Below are 15,637 nucleotides of genomic sequence, written 5' to 3' on the forward strand. Positions count from 1 at the left end.
TGCTTCGCGGGCGGTTCTGATACACATGAGTTCCTCTGGGGTCTTTGTATTTGTATAGACAAACACAGGTTCCAGCCTTTGAAAAGGCCCTATGACGTTGCACGCTGGTGTATATATTTTGGGATATCCCAAACTTCGAAAACTTAGATACTGTAGGTAGGCGATCGAAATCCACGGCATTGAATGCGAAAGCAAAATCAATGACTTGGGCCTATCGAGGTTTCTCTAAGAAACCGAGCGAATGCAGCGTTCGAGGTGGCAGGGAGGGGTCAAAATTGGACGCCGTTTCCCCGGCTTATGGGGCCAATTTTGCACACATCCAACGGCGCTATCAGACACGCAAATGGAGATCGTCAAGTCGCCGGCGTCGGTGGTAGGTTGAAATTGCAGTGCGTACCGGCGCTTGCTTAGTCTGGTCGTCCAGAGGCTGAACGTCGCTGCCGATGTTTCTCGCCGTATCCTAAGCCTTCAAGCACAGTCAGAACCGCACGAGCGATTAAGCGGCTGCTCTCGTTTTTTCGGCAAACAAGCCATAGCGGTAGATTGTGATTAGGATGGAGCGGGATTTGAGAAAGATCGTCGCGAATGCTGGTGACAGATTCCGACGGCAGGATGGATACCGCTCCATGACCCAATACGAGGTTTAGGATAACTGGCATCGAATCAACCTCTATAATTCTCAACTTTTCCAACTCAGCTTCAGTAAGTATCTCGGCTAGCAGTCGGTTGATAATTTGGCGCAGTCCACTCCTGGCACTTGGGATCGCAATAGGTGTCCTTTCCAATATCTTAGCGAGGCCATCTTTGCACTGCTGTGACCCGACAATGGTGGAGTGCCCCACCAATGATAGTGGAGACATGGCTATGAGGTAAGCATCAAAGTCTGTCGGGACCTTTACGGTGTTTAGAAGTACAGCATTGAAGGCCCCGCTCTTAAGGCCTGCAATTAACTCATCCGTCGTCGTACTAGCTACGAAAAGTGGCTCGCGGGGCCTATCGTCCGTCCATCTAGCGAGAAGCGAAGCGAGCAGTGTGGCAACGAAACTTTCATGACCTAAGGGAATGATTGAGCCGAGTCTGATGGTTGCAGCACTCCGGCGAAACCGTCCGGCCGCAGCATGGGAGAGGTCGTTCCAAACGGTTTCGATAGCGCCAGCTGACTTAGCGAATCGCTTTCCTGCTTCCGTTGTTCTTGAGCCGTCCACATTCCGATTGAGCAAACGGCAGCCGAGGGCAGATTCCATATGCGCAATCTGACGGGCGAGCTGAGGTTGTCCAAGCCCGAGATTCTGGGCCGCTCGGCGAATGCTGCCTGTTTCCGCAACACGCGCAAAGCGGGTAAGGGATTTTAAGCTTAGAGAGACGTCGAACGCACTGCGGTTACCAACCGAGATTGCATCTTGTATGTGATCAGCAAGCAGTTTGATCAAAGGAGATATTCTCTCCGCCTCAAGCGTTAGGACAACACTTGTCCCAACCTTTTGTATGAGTGAAACAGAGATCTCTGTTTCTAGTCGGTCGATGGCCGCAGCAATGCTCGACGCCGGCTTCCCCAGAATCCGCGCGGTGCCCCGAATGCTACGTTCGCTCATTACCTTGTACGCGATTATTAGGGTTGATGTGTCCATTTCCGAAAACCACTACTGCCAAAGACACCGAGAATGGCGACATATGATAGAGAGGGTATCGTGTGCATGCGGCTTTCCCAATGGCGCCGCTGCTTGCGGATCGGACCGCTCCACCAGCTTCATCCCGGCCGTTCCCGAAGCCTGGTCCGTCGCAACGATTGCTTTCATCTTCCACCTCTCGATTCGTGGGATGTCGTCATTTTTGGGGATTTCTTTACAGGTGAACGAAAATAGAACCGGCGAAAACCGATGATCCAATGGCCTTCGGCTATGGAATCGATGCCACCGACCCGACGCGCAAAAAATCATGAACTCAATGAGGTTTGATTTTAACTGGCAACACTCTCGCCGGCGCGCGGTGTTTGAGACTTGCCGATGAGGATGATATGGCCCCACGACGCGAAAACATGCACGACAACTGGGCTTACGTCCTGGGTTTTCAGAAATGCTTCGCCCTTTTGACGTTCGCGTCGCGCCGACAATAGTATGACCGGCCGACCGACGGTAGGGAACCAGCGAACGGCCAATGACACCAGGTGCCCCGGCCAGAAATATCCTCGCTGTCACACCATTGCCCTTGTTGTAAACGCAATGTGCGTAGTCTCGCCGGCGACTGGTTGCAAGATTTGCGATGCCGGCCGTCCGGCTCTCCAGCACTCTAGTGCCCGATCCCCTGCCGTCAGCAATCGGTCAGCAGCTTGGCGAACCAATGTGCGATTACGATAAGATACCACAGCGTTTCGAGGTCCCGTGTCTGAAGTCGACTGGCTAAGCCATCTCCTCCAAATCATCACCGTTACCGGTCAGCTCGAGGTCCGCTGCGCCTACGGTGCTCCGTGGCGCGTTGCCTGGAGCCAGGCTGCGGCGAACGAAATTCCCTACCACGTCATAGTCAAGGGACGAGCCATTCTCGAGGATCCAGAGACGAGAACAGCGCGAGAGCTGCTGAGCGGAGATATCGTTCTGCTGCCACACGGTGCAGCGCATGTGCTGCACGACGGTAGCCGGCAAACACCAATCCGTACCCACGAAAGCCGGGCCTCCGCCGGATGGATGTTTAGCCGGAACTCTGGCCAGGGCGAGCAACTCGATCTGTTATGTGGGAGATTTTTTATTGCCCCGCCTCATGATCGGCTGATCCGTAATTACATGCCGGCCAATCTCGTAGCGCGAGCTATGGACGGTCATGGAGAAGAGGGCGCCGGGTCCGCCGCCAACCAACTGGCCAGCCTGGTGGGGCTGATGCGAATGGAGTCCGCCCGCGACCGAGCGGGAGGACGCGCAATTCTCAACGCTCTTTCTTCGGCACTGTTCACGCTGGTACTGCGAGCGGCGAGCGAAGCCGAGGAAGCCCCCGAAGGCTTGTTGGCGCTGGCCGGCCATCCGCGGCTGGCTCCGGCAATCGCCGCAATGTTCGCCGATCCTGCGCAGTCTTGGAAACTGCCTGATCTGGCGGATTTGTGCGGCATGTCACGCGCGACGTTCATGCGGCACTGTCAAGACAGGCTAGGCTGCTCCGCCCTCGACCTGTTGACCGATCTCCGGATGAGTCTGGCTGCCAACGAATTGAAGAAGCCGGCGATCAGCACAGAGACCGTGGCCGAGACGGTCGGGTATCAATCGGTTTCCGCATTCCGGCGTGTGTTCGCTGAAAGGATGGGGATGACCCCGGGGGAATGGCGCCGACTGTCGCACAAGGGCGAGTATCTAGGCGCTTCCTAGTACCGATGTGCGCGCAGATTGATCCTTTCACGCATTATTTTGAGCAGATCCAGCCTCGAAATTTGCACTGTCGGCCGTAAATTGGGCTCCGTAATCACTTGATGAAGGAGCCAGCCAATGGACTACATCGCCACAGCCGCCGCCGGGGGTGCAACCGGCGCCATCGCGGAAATCCACGCACGGGTCGAAAAGAGCGGAAGCTCTATCGCGCCTCAACCTTCCCCTTCAACCGCGCGACCAACCCCGACGAACGCCGTCATCGAAACTATCCTGAGCCGTAGCGCCGCCAAGTACTACGACCCTACTGCCACCCTGAGCGACGACCAGATCCGCGACCTCGTGCGTATCGGCACGTCCGCGCCAACCTCCTTCCACCTGCAGAACTGGCGCTTCATCGCCGTACGCTCGCCTGAAGCCAAGGCCCGACTACGCCCGATCGCCTGGGACCAGCCTGCGATTTCCGACGCCGCCGTTACCTTCATCATCGTCGGCCAGTTGGCCGATGCCAGCACCGTCCCCGAGCGCCTGGCGTCGGTGGTCGAAGCCGGCATCATGCCGGCGCACCTGGTGCCGGAATGGGAAATCCCCGCTCGCGGACTGTATGACGATCAACCGCAGCGCCAGCGCGATGAGGCTGTGCGCTCCGCGACCTTTGGCACCGCGGCGATCATCTACGCGGCCCGCTCGCTTGGCCTGGGTTCCACGCCGATGATCGGTTTCGACGCAGAGGCCGTGCACAGCGAGTTCGGCCTGCGTGAAGACGAAGTCCCAGTCATGCTGCTGACCGTAGGGCCGGAGCGAGCTGGCAACTGGCCGCAGAAGCCGCGCATGCCGGTGGCCGACGTGCTGGACTTCGCATAATACTCAACTAAATCAATAACTTATGGAGACTACGATGCCAAGAACTACTGCTCTGAGACCAGAACACGTGCCGGCTGAATCGAAACCGACTCTCGATGCGTTCGCCAATAACATCGGGTTCACCCCCAACATGATGGCGGCCTTCGCGCAGAGCCCTATCGCGTTCAACTCGTGGGCCGCCCTGCTCGGCTCTCTGAGCAAAGCGCTCGACGTGAGGACACGCGACAGTATCGGCCTCGCCGTCTCCGAAGTGAACGGTTGCAACTATTGCCTGACGGTTCACAGCTTCACGGCCGAACACATGGCCAAGCTATCAGCTGATGACATCATTCTCGCCCGGAAGGGCCACGCCAGCGACCCGAAACGGGACGCCGCTGTCCAGTTTGCGCGTAAAGTCATCGAGACCCGGGGGCACGTCAGTGACGCCGATCTGAAAGCTGTCCGCGAGGTTGGCTACACCGATGCGAACATCATCGAGATCGTCGCATTGGTGGCCATGTACTCCCTGACGAATTTCTTCAATAACGTGTTCGATCACGACAAGGACTTCCCCGCCGTCGCGCCGGCCGGCTCAATCTGAGCTCTGTCCGTTCGCAACTTCTTGAAGCCATTCTCCATATTGACTGCAGTCCGCGTCAAGAATCGCATAGCCGCGAGCTTTCGGCGGCGATCGTCAAAATGCTTCTCGAGGTTGCGCCGGATGCGGGCATCAGCCGGCGTGATTTGGGCCCGAACCCTTGCCGCACACCGTGGCTGACTACGCAGCTGCCTTATTGACGCCGGCCACGTTAGCGGCTCCGCCGGAGGGCATCCTCGATCTTTCCGAAGCACTTATCCGGGAAATCGAGGCTGCCGGTGATTGTCATCGGAACGCCGATGTACAACTTCAGAATTTCCCTCGACTCTCAGGGCGTGAATCGATCAAATCCTGCCGGTTGGTCGCACGATGAAGTCGACGCCGGCCGCGAAGGTGGAATGCTGCGGGATCGTCCGGTATTCATCGGTGTCACTTCCGGTGGCGTCTTTACCGGTGACCGAGCCAACCCGCCCGATTTTCTAACGCCTTATCTGTCGTTGGCATTTAGCTCCATCGGCTGAAGACCCTGCAGTTCCTGTCCGTACAGGCCGCAGCGTTCCTCGACAGGGACCAGGCCGCATTAGCGAGACAGGGTCCTGGAGGAGATTGATCGGACGATCATATAGCAGAGCTTCGAGGCGTCTATGGCTACCCGGCAGTGCCCTCAAGCGCCGCGTGATGCACAAACAACAGCCGGGCGATTTCCTCGACGGGGGCTTTCTCTCCGGATCGATGAGACGACCGGCGTGCGCGAGCTGGTCGGCCAACAGCCTGCCGCGTCAAGCCTAGGGCGCTGCTAGCCAGATCCTCGCGGGGCGCCGAGACGCGAACATATCCGCTAACCTTTCACTCAAGCGACCAAGCCTGCCGGCCAGGTTTTTTCGAGGCGTAAGTCCGGCCTGGCCTTACTCACGCCGGTTCACGCTGCTCGGACACATCGGCGTGGGTAGTTCCCACGCCGCGAGAAGACTGGCGGTCACGGAGAGAAGACCTTCATCGCCCCTTATAACGCTCGGCTATCGACTCCATGGCCAAAGGTGATTTTTCTTTGCGCTGTCACAAATCCAAGCTTCGATCCGTCATCGCCCTCTTTCGTGCCCGACCCGCATCGTGCACCGTTGAACGATCTCCGGGTAAAAAGGTCGAACATGCAGATCAAAAGAGGCTCCCAATTTTCCCTCACCGGCTGGCGCGAGAGCCTTGTGCCGGAGGACGTCATTGTTAGTCGCAGACATCTCCGGCGTCGAAGTTGGAAACCGCGCGGATTCGGTCCGGGCGGTTCAGAATGGTCGGCGGTGTTGTCGCTGGCATCATCACGTGCAAGTGGACGAGAATCGCCGCGCCACCGTCTTCGGCCGCGAAGACAGCGCTGTTCTGGGAGCGCCGCGTCAGGAGCTTTCTGAGCCCAGCGCAAGTCGTTGGCTCATCCGCACCATAAACCTCCGGCCCCGCCGGACCATGAACACGAGGTCGTATGATGATTTTGCGTACAAGAGCAACAGCGGCTGATGGCGGGACGCTTCCGCGATCGGCGACAGGATCACCGACAAATCGACACCGCCTGATGACAGCGCCGTCCGCGACTGGAAGGCCGACGGTCCCCATGACCTCAGGTGAGATGGGGGCTACTCGATCAGCGAGGCAGTTGGCTGCCATCGTTGTTGTATTGCGAACTGGCTTCACCATATGATTGCCATGCAAAAAAATGAAATTTCCTATCGCGAGCATCGTGAGCTCGGCGAAGTCGCTTGGCTGCGCGATCACGATCGCGGCTTGGCGCTGGCTGGCGAACAGGGAAAACCTGTTCTGCTGTTGTTCCAGGAAGTGCCCGGGTGTTCGACTTGCGTACGCTTTGGGCAGGATGTCCTGACTCATCCGTTGATGGTGGAGCTGATCGCCGATCGGTTCGTACCGGTGGCGGTCTTTAACAACCATTCCGGTGTAGACGCCAAGGTCCTGCGCCGCTACGACGAGCCATCGTGGAACAACCCCGTGGTGCGGTTTCTCGGGCCTGATGGAGCCGAGCTCCTACCGAAGCTGGCCGATCGCTACGATGGGCTGGGATTGCACGAAAAGATCACTGCCGTTCTCGAAATGCTCGGCGATGATGTCCCTGGCTATTTCCGCTTGTTGGAGCGCGACCTGCTGATCGAATATGGCCTCAGCAAACGCGTCACTTACACAACTCCGTGCTTCTGGTCGGGCGAAACGAGCCTCGCCCAGCATCCAGCGGTAATCACGACCGACGCCGGTTGGGTCGATGGCGAGGAAGTGGTGCAGGTGCATGTCGATCCGCACGAGGTCTCGCGCCCTGATTTGGATGCTTATGCCCGTGCGGAAGGGTTCAATCCGACCGAAAGCGGCGGGTTCGAGTTGGACCGTGAGCCGCAGTTCTACCTGCGCAAGTCGCCGGCCCGTCATCTGCCTTTAACCCCCGCCCAGCGTACGCGGATCAACCTGGCCGTGCCCTATCGCGGTCGGCTCGCGGACCTGCTCAGCCCACAGCAATCCGCATGGCTTGTCGATCCGAAGTTGCAGCAGTCGAGCCGGGATGACACCTATCGCCACGACATTCGCCAGAGCTGGCCGGCACTGATGGCACAGCTTGGTCTTATCGGGAAGGAGAAGTGATCATGGATGTCGCCATCATCGGCCTCATCGAGGATGAGGATATCCTGCTCGACCTGGCATCGCTGGCGCTGAGCCATCTGGATCACGAGAGTACGGATATCGCGCCCTATCTCGAACGGCTGGAAGAGATCGAGGACCGGGTGTGGGATGAAGGGCGGACCGCGGTTCTTTCGAGAGAACGCGCCGCCGTGCTTTCGCGCGTGCTGCATGGGGAGTTCAGGTTTGTCGGCGATACCGAAACTTATGATGCGCCGGTCAACGGCGATTTTAGCTGTGTGCTCGACCGTAAGCGCGGCCTGCCGATTGCACTGTCAATCCTCTATGTCGCAATGGCCCGCCGGGCTGGATGGAGTGCCTATGTGCTCAATCTGCCGGGCCATGTGCTGGTCCAGATCGGCGAAAAGAGCCCGGTGGTGATCGATCCCTTCGAAGGCGGCGGCCTGGTGTCAGAAGGGAGGATAAGGGCAATCTGCCGGGCTTGCCTTGGCGAAGAAGGCGACGCTTCCTCACTCAACGTCGTGCGGATGAGCAATCGTGACGTGCTAGCACGTTTGTTGAACAACCAGGCTGTTCGCGCGGAGAATGACAACGACCCTCATCGAGCCCTTGCGGTGTATCAGCGGATAACCCAGATCGCGCCGGGAGTGCTTGACGCGTGGCAAAAGCTTGCGCGTCTGCAGTTGGGGTTCAACGATGTTGCGGGGGCCAGGGCAAGCCTGTTCGCCATGTCGGAAGTCTCGCCCGATAAGAAAACGCGCGATCGGATCCTGGATGCATTTGAAGCGCTTGGTTCAGCCAGACCGGTCTCACTATAGAGCTCATCGCCTTTTGGATCGCCTCCTCGTGGAAATGGCACCGGCCGGCGACATCGTAGGTACCGTCCCCCTGTGATCGGGATGGTGCATAAGACGAGGCGGATCGGTCCGGGGTCCGCGCGCGGCAGGAGATCCGCGATGCTTCATGTCACCGGATTTCACCGAGTGGCTGACCACGCAGGATAAGCGGCACATTCATAATCCCACCGAAGTCAACCAGAACGGCCCTGGCCAGCGGCTTTTTCGATGCGGGGCGTCGGGAGAATATGTCGTGGATTCAGTGATCAGTTTCGAGGATCGCCGCTTCTGATCAACGGACCCTCGCGCGGGTCGTGCTGGGCAAACAGGTGGTCGATCTGCGTCAGGCCTCGCCCAAGCACCTGATCGCACCGGGTAGTCCAGCCGGCGCCGGTGTCCAGGCCCTTCGCCACGTGGGTGCGGGGCGCGTATCGAGCGGCTCATGCGGGAGAACGGACTGCGCGCCCGGCCGCGGCGTCGTGGGCTGCCGAACGACATCGGCGAGCGAGCGGCAGTGTCCGACAACCGCCTCAACCGCGTCTTCGAGGCATCGGCGCCGAACCAGAAGTGGATCACCGACTTCACCTACGTCTGGACCGTGGAAGGTTGGCTCTGCGTTGCCGCCGCGGTCGACCGTGTTCTCACGGCGTGTTGTCGGCTGGGCGATGAAGGCCGAGATGACGGCGCAACTCGTCACCGACGCCCTCATCATGGCGATGTGGCGCCGAGGCAAACCGGACAGCCTGCTGCATCATTCCGACCAAGGATCGCAAGGCGGATTCAAGCGGTCGTCGCAACACTGATTGTGTTCACTCACGACAGCAACTCGTCAAGCGCTTCTGCCGGCGTTTTCCAACCCAGGGTCTTTCTCGGCCGGGCATTGAGGGCCGCTGCCACGGCGGCGATCTCGTCGGCGCTGTGAATGCTCAGGTCGGTGCCTTTCGGGAAGTACTGACGCAGCAGCCCATTGGTGTTCTCGTTGGTGCCGCGCTGCCATGGGCTTTGCGGATCGCAGAAGTAGACTTGGACACCCGCGTCGATCTTGAGACGATCGTGCTGAGCCATTTCGGCTCCCTGATCCCAGGTCAGCGAACGGCGCAGTTCTTCGGGCAAGGTGATGATGGTGCGCGTAATCGCGTCGCGCACGGCTTCGGCCCCGTGTCCCGCGAGAGCAGGGCCATTCTTCATGCGCGGAGCTTCGCCATGCCCCGCAAGCCGGGGAAGATGCAGCAACATCGTGAAGCGTGTCGTACGCTCGACCAGCGTGCCGATCGCCGAGCTGCCAAGACCAAGGATGAGGTCTCCTTCCCAGTGACCCGGCACCGCGCGATCGGCCGCTTCGGCGGGGCGTTGACTGATCATGATCTCCGGCAAGACAAAGCTCTTACCTCGACTGCGTACGCGGGCCCTGGGGACCCGCAGCACGCGCCCCGTTCGCAAGCAGGCCGACAGTTCGCGGCGTAGCGCTCCCCGACCCTGAACGAAGAGAGCTTGATAGATGGCTTCGTGGCTGATGCGCATCGTCTTGTCGTCCGGGAAGTCGATCGGCAAGCGTCGGGCGATCTGTTCCGGGCTCCAAGCCCTGGCCCATCGCCGATCCTTTCGCGGACCGTGCCGGCGGCCCTTCCACCGAACGGCCGGACCAGGAACGGCTGCGCCACTTGGGGTCATGACGACGCCGGCCAGTCGCTGCTCCACATAAGTGCGCAAGGTTGTGTTGAGCGCAAGCTTGGTCGGTTTGGGCCGACGGGCCGATCGGTCGGCGTGCCATTGGGCTGTCGATGCACGATATTCCAGCCCGCCGCTGCGCGTCGCGGCATTGCGTCGTAGCTCACGGGAGATAGTCGAGGCGGATCGGCCAAGTCGGCGTCCGATCTCGCGTCTCGAAAGGCCCTGAACGCGAAGAAGTGCGATCTCCTCACGTTCCGCAAACGCAAGGTATCGCTCTGACGGCGGCTTGGTGGGAGATCTGAACATCGCTGGTGCCATGCCGCCCGCCTGTCGGAACAATCTGGTTCCAACAGGCTGCGACATACCAGCCGCCAGCGCAGCATCTTCGCTGGTCAGCCCCTGCGCTATCCCCAACCAGAATCGCTGGAGTTCAGATCGCCCCGCCACTGGCGGACGTCCCGGTGACGGCAACGGGGCCCGTCCAGAACGGTGTGATCGTCGCTTTCCAATGCCCATCGCAACCTCCTTCGTTCAGGTGTTGCGACGACCGCTTGAATCCGCCCAATATGCGAGCGAGCAGTTCCAGCGACTGATGACCGATCACGGCATCACCTGCTCGATGAGCCGGTCGGGCAACGTATGGGACAATGCTGCGATGGAGAGCTTCTTCTCGTCGCTGAAAACAGAGCGGACAACCCGCAAGGTCTACAGGACGAGGGATGACGCAAGGGCCGACGTGTTCGATTACATCGAGCGCTTCTACAACCCTCGGCGACGGCACTCGACGTTGGGCTATATGAGCCCTGTCGAGTTCGAGGAGAAAGCTATGTTAGCTTAACCCGGTGTCCGAAAAACCGGCAGCAGGCCACGCCGCCCGGCGCGAAGGGCAGGTCGGACGAGGAGAGGGTCGCCTCCGCCGAGCCCGGAGATGAGACAATAAACCGGGATCGAGCTTGAGGAATATCACCCATACAAGGTTTGTGACGCTGCCGGTCATAAGTTTAGACTTTTCAAGTCGCACTAGCGCTCTCGAACATTGCACCCCCAAAAATTCCTTGAACGCTCCGTGCCGCACCGGCAAACAAAGCAGTGCAAAAGATCCTTCAGCTAAATTTACGGAACTTTTGCGAATGCAGATAGCTGACCGTGGTAGTTTCAGCGCACAGTCTGGTGTCAGGCACGAAAGAAAGCTGGATGCGATTTTAGGCTCGGACCACTGCACCGCACGCCAAGGAGGTTGCCGCCGATGGCAAGAAGAGCACTCATCCTGATTGAAGGCACGAGGAGCAATGGCCCGCTATACGTCAAAGCGGCCCACCGTCTTGGCCTTCATCCGATTACTCTGTCGGCTGATCCAGCTCGCTACGACTATCATGCCCCAGTAAGCGTTGAAGCGATCCGTGTCGACACAAACAAGCTTGATGCGCTGATCCACGAATGTTCGCTGCTGCATGCGACCTATGGGCTTGCCGGCATTACGAGCGCAGACGAGTTGGTCTATGCGACAGTTGGCAAGCTCTGCCGCCATCTCAACCTGCCGGGGCCGAATCCTGAATCTGTTGAGCGGTGTCGCGACAAATTCACTCAACGTCAACTCCTTGCGCAAGCCGGCATTCCAGTACCTACTTATCACTTGGCAGCAAATGCAAAGGAGGTAGAACGAGCTGGTGCGGAGATCGGTCTGCCGGTGATTCTTAAGCCAGCGGTAGGCCACGGCAGCATAGGGGTACGATTGTGCCGTGATTTCGGTGAGTTAGTCGAACACACGACCTATCTGTTGGGTGGGAAGATTATACCGCGATCTTCGCCTAGGATACTGGTGGAAGAATTCGCACAAGGCCCATATTATAGCGCTGACATAATGGGCAATGAAGTGATTGGAATTGCCGCTGGTGACTTCGGCCGCCTACCGCATTTCGTCTTTAGCGGGTACAGTCATCCGGCCCCGCTGAATGATGAGGACTATAGACGTATCGCAGACATTTCGCTGAGCTGTTTGCGAGCTCTCGACCTTGGCTGGGGGCCAACGAACATTGAATTCCGGTGGACGAAGCGTGGACCAGTCGTCATTGAAGTCAATCCGCGTCTTGCGGGTGGGCCCAATCCTCGGCTGGTTCAGCTGGCTTACGGTGTCGATCTGGTCACCGAGCATATCAAGCTTGCTATCGGCGAGGAATGGGATTTGAGCAGACGGCATTCGAAGGTTGCGGCCGCACGATTCCTGATCGCGGATAGAGATGGCATCCTGGATTGGATCGGTGGCGACGGTCACGCGGCTGCTGTACCCGGTGTCGCCGAGGTCGCAATGTATGTTAACCCCAAGACGCCGGTCGTCAGGAAAGGCGATTACCAAGACCGTCTCGGACATGTCATCGCCGCTTCACCAAGCCAAACTCAGACTGCGGGGATACTTGAACGGGCCGTCGACATCATTGATTGGTCGATTTCACCATTTCCGAGCCTTGGGGAACAAGAACAATCAGTGCCTCTCACGGATAGGCAGCGCAGGTTGCGCCACTAAAGGATGATCGTGGCCAAACATCAGTGCAATCGAGAACAGGAGAGGGACGGATTTTAGCATACCCTCAGCCTAGACCAGATCAAGTAACATGTCCGCGCGCGCGTTGCAGGCTGCGGCTGTTCAAATGCGTTGCGGATGACGGTCGGGACCGAAGCGATCCATTAGGCGGAATTGTCGCCGCAGGCACCAAATTCTTGAAAAGATGGCCATGTCGAAACGTTTGTTTGGAAAGATCGGCTTGGTCGGCATCGGCCCGATCGGCTCATCGTTGGCGCGGGTCATCTGCCGTGAGCGGTTGGCCGGCCATATCGCCATCGCAAGTGGTGGCATCGAGACCCTGAAACGCGCCGAGAAGCTGAAGCTCGGCGATACCTATACGACGGAGGCGAACGAAGCGGTACGCGGGGCCGACCTGGTTGTCGTCTCAGTGCCCGTCGGGGCCTCAGGCGCCGTGGCTGAGGAAATCGAGCCGGCGCTTAAGGAGGGCGCTATCCTAACCGAAGTCGGCTCCGCCAAAGTCTCCGCGATTGCTCAGATGCAGCCCGTCGTGCCGGAGGGCGTACACTTCATCCCCGGCCATCCGCTGACCGGCACGGAGAAGTCAGGTGATGCGGGTTTTGCCGATCTGTTCGAGAACCGCTGGTGCATCTTAACGCCGCTGGAAGGCACCGACCTCACTGCGCTGGAGAAGCTCTCCGAATTCTGGCGCCGCTGCGGCGCCAACATTGGCACGACGGACCCGCAGCACCACGACACGACCCTGGCCCTCGTCTCGCACCTGCCGCACATCATCGCCTACAACATCGTCGGCACGGCAGCCGACCTAGAAACGGTCACAAAAAGCAAGGTCATCAAATATTCCGCCTCCGGTTTCCGCGATCTTACTCGCCTCGCGGCTTCCGATCCCAGAACATGGCACGACATGTGCCTGCACAATCGCGACGCGATCCTCGAAATGATGGCTCGCTTCTTGGAGGATCTAGCCCACCTGCAGCGGGCGATCCGCTGGGGCGAAGGCGACAAGCTGTTCGATTTCTTCACCCGCGCGCGCGCCATCCGCTGCTCAATCATTGAGGAGGGGCAAAATATCGACGCGTCCGGTTATATTCCTTCGGCCAGGCAGTCGGGGATCCGCAGGTCGCTCGCACAACAAACAGCCCCTTCGCCACGACACCCGCAAGGTCGGTGCCAACTTGATCCGTCTCTCTAAATATTCGCCCGATCTGACCCCATCGAGCAGGTCTTCGCAGAACTCAGGGACCTTGCGGCCGCCCGCCTGCACGGTCGAAACTGTCCTCGTCGCGATCGTCCAGCTTCCCGAGATCTTCACTCCGCTGGAATGTGCCAACTATTTCGGGAATACCCTCCGGGCGTATGCCCAAGATCAGAAGGCTCTAGCGTCTTGAGCCACCGGTAACTTTAATGAGCCGGGACAATTCGCGTCGCGTTAGCCAAACAAGCCAATCATCCTCTTCGATGCCTCGGTCAGGTAGACTCAAAATGGCCCCGCTCGCCTCTCGGTGGAGATAGCCATACTGATCCGCAACTCCCTTCTCAACTGACCAAGTAGGGACAAGGGCATAAATGAAATCGGGTGTCCATTTCACCCACGCCAGCCCAAATGCAATACCCGCAAACGTTCTCGGTAACCCCTGCCCCCTAAAATCCTCTCGGAGCCATATATCGCCGTGATAAGCTACCAGTCGAGTTATTCTTTGAGCGGTGGGTGCCCGGCAAATGCATGAGGAGCCTGGGCCGGCGAGGCTCTTTGGATTCGTGTAGAAGGCTTTCAATGACTCTAGATGTCTAGCCAAGTTGGTGGCCGTCAAATCGTCCACCCGAAGTGCCTGAACATGCGCTACTTTGCCAGACCGGTCTTCTCCGACGATCCAAAACGCACGACCAGCATCAAGCTGCGAACAATCTGGCCGGAAGTTCGGATCTGTACGGGCCTTTCCGGCAATACCCGCGGTAATCTCGGCGTATTCTTCGAAATTCTCACCCATCCTGAATAGCAAGCCAGAATTGCGCGCTGCCTCATCAAGCAAAGAGATGTATTTTGATGCGACAAGAATTGTAACGTGATCGTTCATTTACCGGTTCCTCGCGTTGAGGCCCAATTCTCTGGAGCAGCCATAGACTCAACCTGTCTGCATCCGCCGTCTCCACGCAAATCACCGGAGCAAAGAATCGAAGGCCAGGTTTTCGAGGTTTCCATCCGATGCCAGCGACGGGACGCGTCAGAAGCCGGTACGTCAGCACGATAGGTCTTACGGACCTGAGAATCACCCACGCGTTTTGGTAGCTCTCACCAAGGGGAATACGGACTACATAGTGCCTTGGCTTTCTCCGGTAGAAGACGCGCACTGCCGCCCCAGCAATGTGTCGGGTGAGCGAGGAGCTGCCTCGTTGTGAGTTAGCCCGTATGGGAGGCATGGTGCCGATGGTGAAACCTGGATTTGCCGCGCCTGACGGATACAGCGATCCTCCTAGGCGAGTGCGAATGTCGACTTCTTTGAAGTCAGCATTATTGCTGAAGCGGGGCCGGAAGACTGAATTCACCCTAGTGAACAACGTTAGGAACGTTCCATCACCCAGGAGTAACCAGAGATGGTCGACAGGATCTTTGATCGTTGCAATGCAGTGTATGTTAAAAACGTTCCCCGCAAAGGTCGCGGCGTGTTTGCAAATATTCCGTTCAAGGCGGGAGACGTAATTGATCGCGCCCCAACATGGGGATTCGAAGGTGATGACGCAAACATGCTGAATCGTACAGGATTGCTCGAATATTACTTTGTGAGAGATGATCTGGATCTGCGAGAGGGACCTAATCGGGTGGTGGGTTACGTTGTCTTCGGTTTCATCTCCTTAGTGAATCATTCCGCGAACCCAAACGCAGAAACAATCTGGACCGATGGAGACGCCGGCGCGTGGGCGAGTATTGTTGCAATAAAAGACATAATCGTTGGCGAAGAAATTACTCATCGCTATAAGAATATCCCAGATTACCCTTCAACTGTCAAATTCATCGAATGAGCGCAAAGATGATGCGCGGCGATATAGAGCCTTCACCGCCCAGAGGTGCGGGTAAGCTTCAGGGCACTCGCTCCACATTTAGCGGCCACCCTTGTCGGTCGTGACCGGCGTCACGGTTAAGCTAAGGCCTTATCATACCATCGGGTGACAACCCAAT

Annotated in this window: 13 protein-coding genes and 2 pseudogenes; 12 read left to right on the plus strand and 3 right to left on the minus strand. The window is 58.3% G+C overall.

Features of this window, described 5'->3' with window-relative positions:
- Positions 1-407: 407 nt before the first annotated feature.
- Entirely contained in the window at positions 408-1,592 is a 1,185-nt protein-coding gene (locus DPM33_RS30105; protein WP_167449266.1) for a LysR family transcriptional regulator, read from the minus strand.
- Between the two features lie 786 nt (positions 1,593-2,378).
- On the opposite strand from DPM33_RS30105, the gene DPM33_RS30110 reads away from it, so the two are divergent.
- The 8 genes and pseudogenes from DPM33_RS30110 to DPM33_RS30140 form a co-directional block, all read left to right on the plus strand.
- Positions 2,379-3,350, plus strand: a complete 972-nt coding sequence (locus tag DPM33_RS30110; protein ID WP_112101027.1) for an AraC family transcriptional regulator — start codon at positions 2,379-2,381, stop codon at positions 3,348-3,350.
- Between the two features lie 117 nt (positions 3,351-3,467).
- Complete coding sequence (locus tag DPM33_RS30115) at positions 3,468-4,211, plus strand: nitroreductase family protein (protein ID WP_245442479.1); 744 nt, start codon at positions 3,468-3,470, stop codon at positions 4,209-4,211.
- 34 nt (positions 4,212-4,245) lie between these two features.
- Positions 4,246-4,791, plus strand: coding sequence for a carboxymuconolactone decarboxylase family protein (locus DPM33_RS30120; RefSeq protein WP_112101028.1), 546 nt, complete (start codon positions 4,246-4,248; stop codon positions 4,789-4,791).
- Positions 4,792-5,087: 296 nt separating this feature from the next.
- Entirely contained in the window at positions 5,088-5,309 is a 222-nt protein-coding gene (locus DPM33_RS30125) for a hypothetical protein (RefSeq protein ID WP_112101029.1), read from the plus strand.
- Positions 5,310-6,474: 1,165 nt separating this feature from the next.
- A complete protein-coding gene (locus DPM33_RS30130; protein ID WP_208648469.1) occupies positions 6,475-7,419 on the plus strand; it encodes a VPGUxxT family thioredoxin-like (seleno)protein, type 2 in 945 nt (314 codons plus the stop codon).
- Between the two features lie 2 nt (positions 7,420-7,421).
- Positions 7,422-8,234, plus strand: coding sequence for a transglutaminase family protein (locus tag DPM33_RS30135; RefSeq protein WP_112101030.1), 813 nt, complete (start codon positions 7,422-7,424; stop codon positions 8,232-8,234).
- 145 nt (positions 8,235-8,379) lie between these two features.
- Positions 8,380-8,544 carry a hypothetical protein gene (locus tag DPM33_RS36440; RefSeq protein ID WP_167449267.1) on the plus strand — a complete coding sequence of 55 codons (165 nt, stop codon included), beginning with the start codon at positions 8,380-8,382 and terminating at the stop codon, positions 8,542-8,544.
- A 126-nt stretch (positions 8,545-8,670) separates the two neighbouring features.
- Positions 8,671-9,025: pseudogene (locus tag DPM33_RS30140) on the plus strand (DDE-type integrase/transposase/recombinase); the annotation flags it as partial.
- Positions 9,026-9,065: 40 nt separating this feature from the next.
- On the opposite strand, the gene DPM33_RS30145 reads toward DPM33_RS30140, so the two are convergent.
- Positions 9,066-10,439, minus strand: coding sequence for an IS30 family transposase (locus DPM33_RS30145; RefSeq protein ID WP_167449268.1), 1,374 nt, complete (start codon positions 10,437-10,439; stop codon positions 9,066-9,068).
- Between the two features lie 37 nt (positions 10,440-10,476).
- On the opposite strand from DPM33_RS30145, the pseudogene DPM33_RS30150 reads away from it, so the two are divergent.
- The 3 genes and pseudogenes from DPM33_RS30150 to DPM33_RS30160 form a co-directional block, all read left to right on the plus strand.
- Positions 10,477-10,761, plus strand: a pseudogene (locus DPM33_RS30150) (integrase core domain-containing protein); the annotation flags it as partial.
- Between the two features lie 408 nt (positions 10,762-11,169).
- Positions 11,170-12,444 carry an ATP-grasp domain-containing protein gene (locus DPM33_RS30155; protein ID WP_112101031.1) on the plus strand — a complete coding sequence of 425 codons (1,275 nt, stop codon included), beginning with the start codon at positions 11,170-11,172 and terminating at the stop codon, positions 12,442-12,444.
- Positions 12,445-12,652: 208 nt separating this feature from the next.
- Entirely contained in the window at positions 12,653-13,654 is a 1,002-nt protein-coding gene (locus DPM33_RS30160) for a prephenate/arogenate dehydrogenase family protein (protein ID WP_208648470.1), read from the plus strand.
- Positions 13,655-13,838: 184 nt separating this feature from the next.
- On the opposite strand, the gene DPM33_RS30165 is transcribed toward DPM33_RS30160, so the two are convergent.
- A complete protein-coding gene (locus DPM33_RS30165; protein WP_112101032.1) occupies positions 13,839-14,537 on the minus strand; it encodes a hypothetical protein in 699 nt (232 codons plus the stop codon).
- 517 nt (positions 14,538-15,054) lie between these two features.
- Between DPM33_RS30165 and DPM33_RS30170 the strand changes: the two genes are divergently transcribed.
- Complete coding sequence (locus tag DPM33_RS30170) at positions 15,055-15,480, plus strand: SET domain-containing protein-lysine N-methyltransferase (RefSeq protein WP_112101033.1); 426 nt, start codon at positions 15,055-15,057, stop codon at positions 15,478-15,480.
- Positions 15,481-15,637 lie beyond the last annotated feature (157 nt).

It is taken from the genome of Mesorhizobium hawassense, assembly GCF_003289945.1.
GTDB classification, from domain to species: Bacteria; Pseudomonadota; Alphaproteobacteria; order Rhizobiales; family Rhizobiaceae; genus Mesorhizobium; species Mesorhizobium hawassense.

Bases quoted from the DNA above. Each gene is read 5' to 3' on its own strand.
- DPM33_RS30105 (WP_167449266.1), bottom strand. From the start codon at position 1,592: ATGAGCGAACGTAGCATTCGGGGCACCGCGCGGATTCTGGGGAAGCCG.
- DPM33_RS30115 (WP_245442479.1), top strand. From the start codon at position 3,468: ATGGACTACATCGCCACAGCCGCCGCCGGGGGTGCAACCGGCGCCATC.
- DPM33_RS30120 (WP_112101028.1), top strand. From the start codon at position 4,246: ATGCCAAGAACTACTGCTCTGAGACCAGAACACGTGCCGGCTGAATCG.
- DPM33_RS30125 (WP_112101029.1), top strand. From the start codon at position 5,088: ATGTACAACTTCAGAATTTCCCTCGACTCTCAGGGCGTGAATCGATCA.
- DPM33_RS30130 (WP_208648469.1), top strand. From the start codon at position 6,475: ATGATTGCCATGCAAAAAAATGAAATTTCCTATCGCGAGCATCGTGAG.
- DPM33_RS30135 (WP_112101030.1), top strand. From the start codon at position 7,422: ATGGATGTCGCCATCATCGGCCTCATCGAGGATGAGGATATCCTGCTC.
- DPM33_RS36440 (WP_167449267.1), top strand. From the start codon at position 8,380: ATGTCACCGGATTTCACCGAGTGGCTGACCACGCAGGATAAGCGGCAC.
- DPM33_RS30145 (WP_167449268.1), bottom strand. From the start codon at position 10,439: ATGGGCATTGGAAAGCGACGATCACACCGTTCTGGACGGGCCCCGTTG.
- DPM33_RS30155 (WP_112101031.1), top strand. From the start codon at position 11,170: ATGGCAAGAAGAGCACTCATCCTGATTGAAGGCACGAGGAGCAATGGC.
- DPM33_RS30160 (WP_208648470.1), top strand. From the start codon at position 12,653: ATGTCGAAACGTTTGTTTGGAAAGATCGGCTTGGTCGGCATCGGCCCG.
- DPM33_RS30165 (WP_112101032.1), bottom strand. From the start codon at position 14,537: ATGAACGATCACGTTACAATTCTTGTCGCATCAAAATACATCTCTTTG.
- DPM33_RS30170 (WP_112101033.1), top strand. From the start codon at position 15,055: ATGGTCGACAGGATCTTTGATCGTTGCAATGCAGTGTATGTTAAAAAC.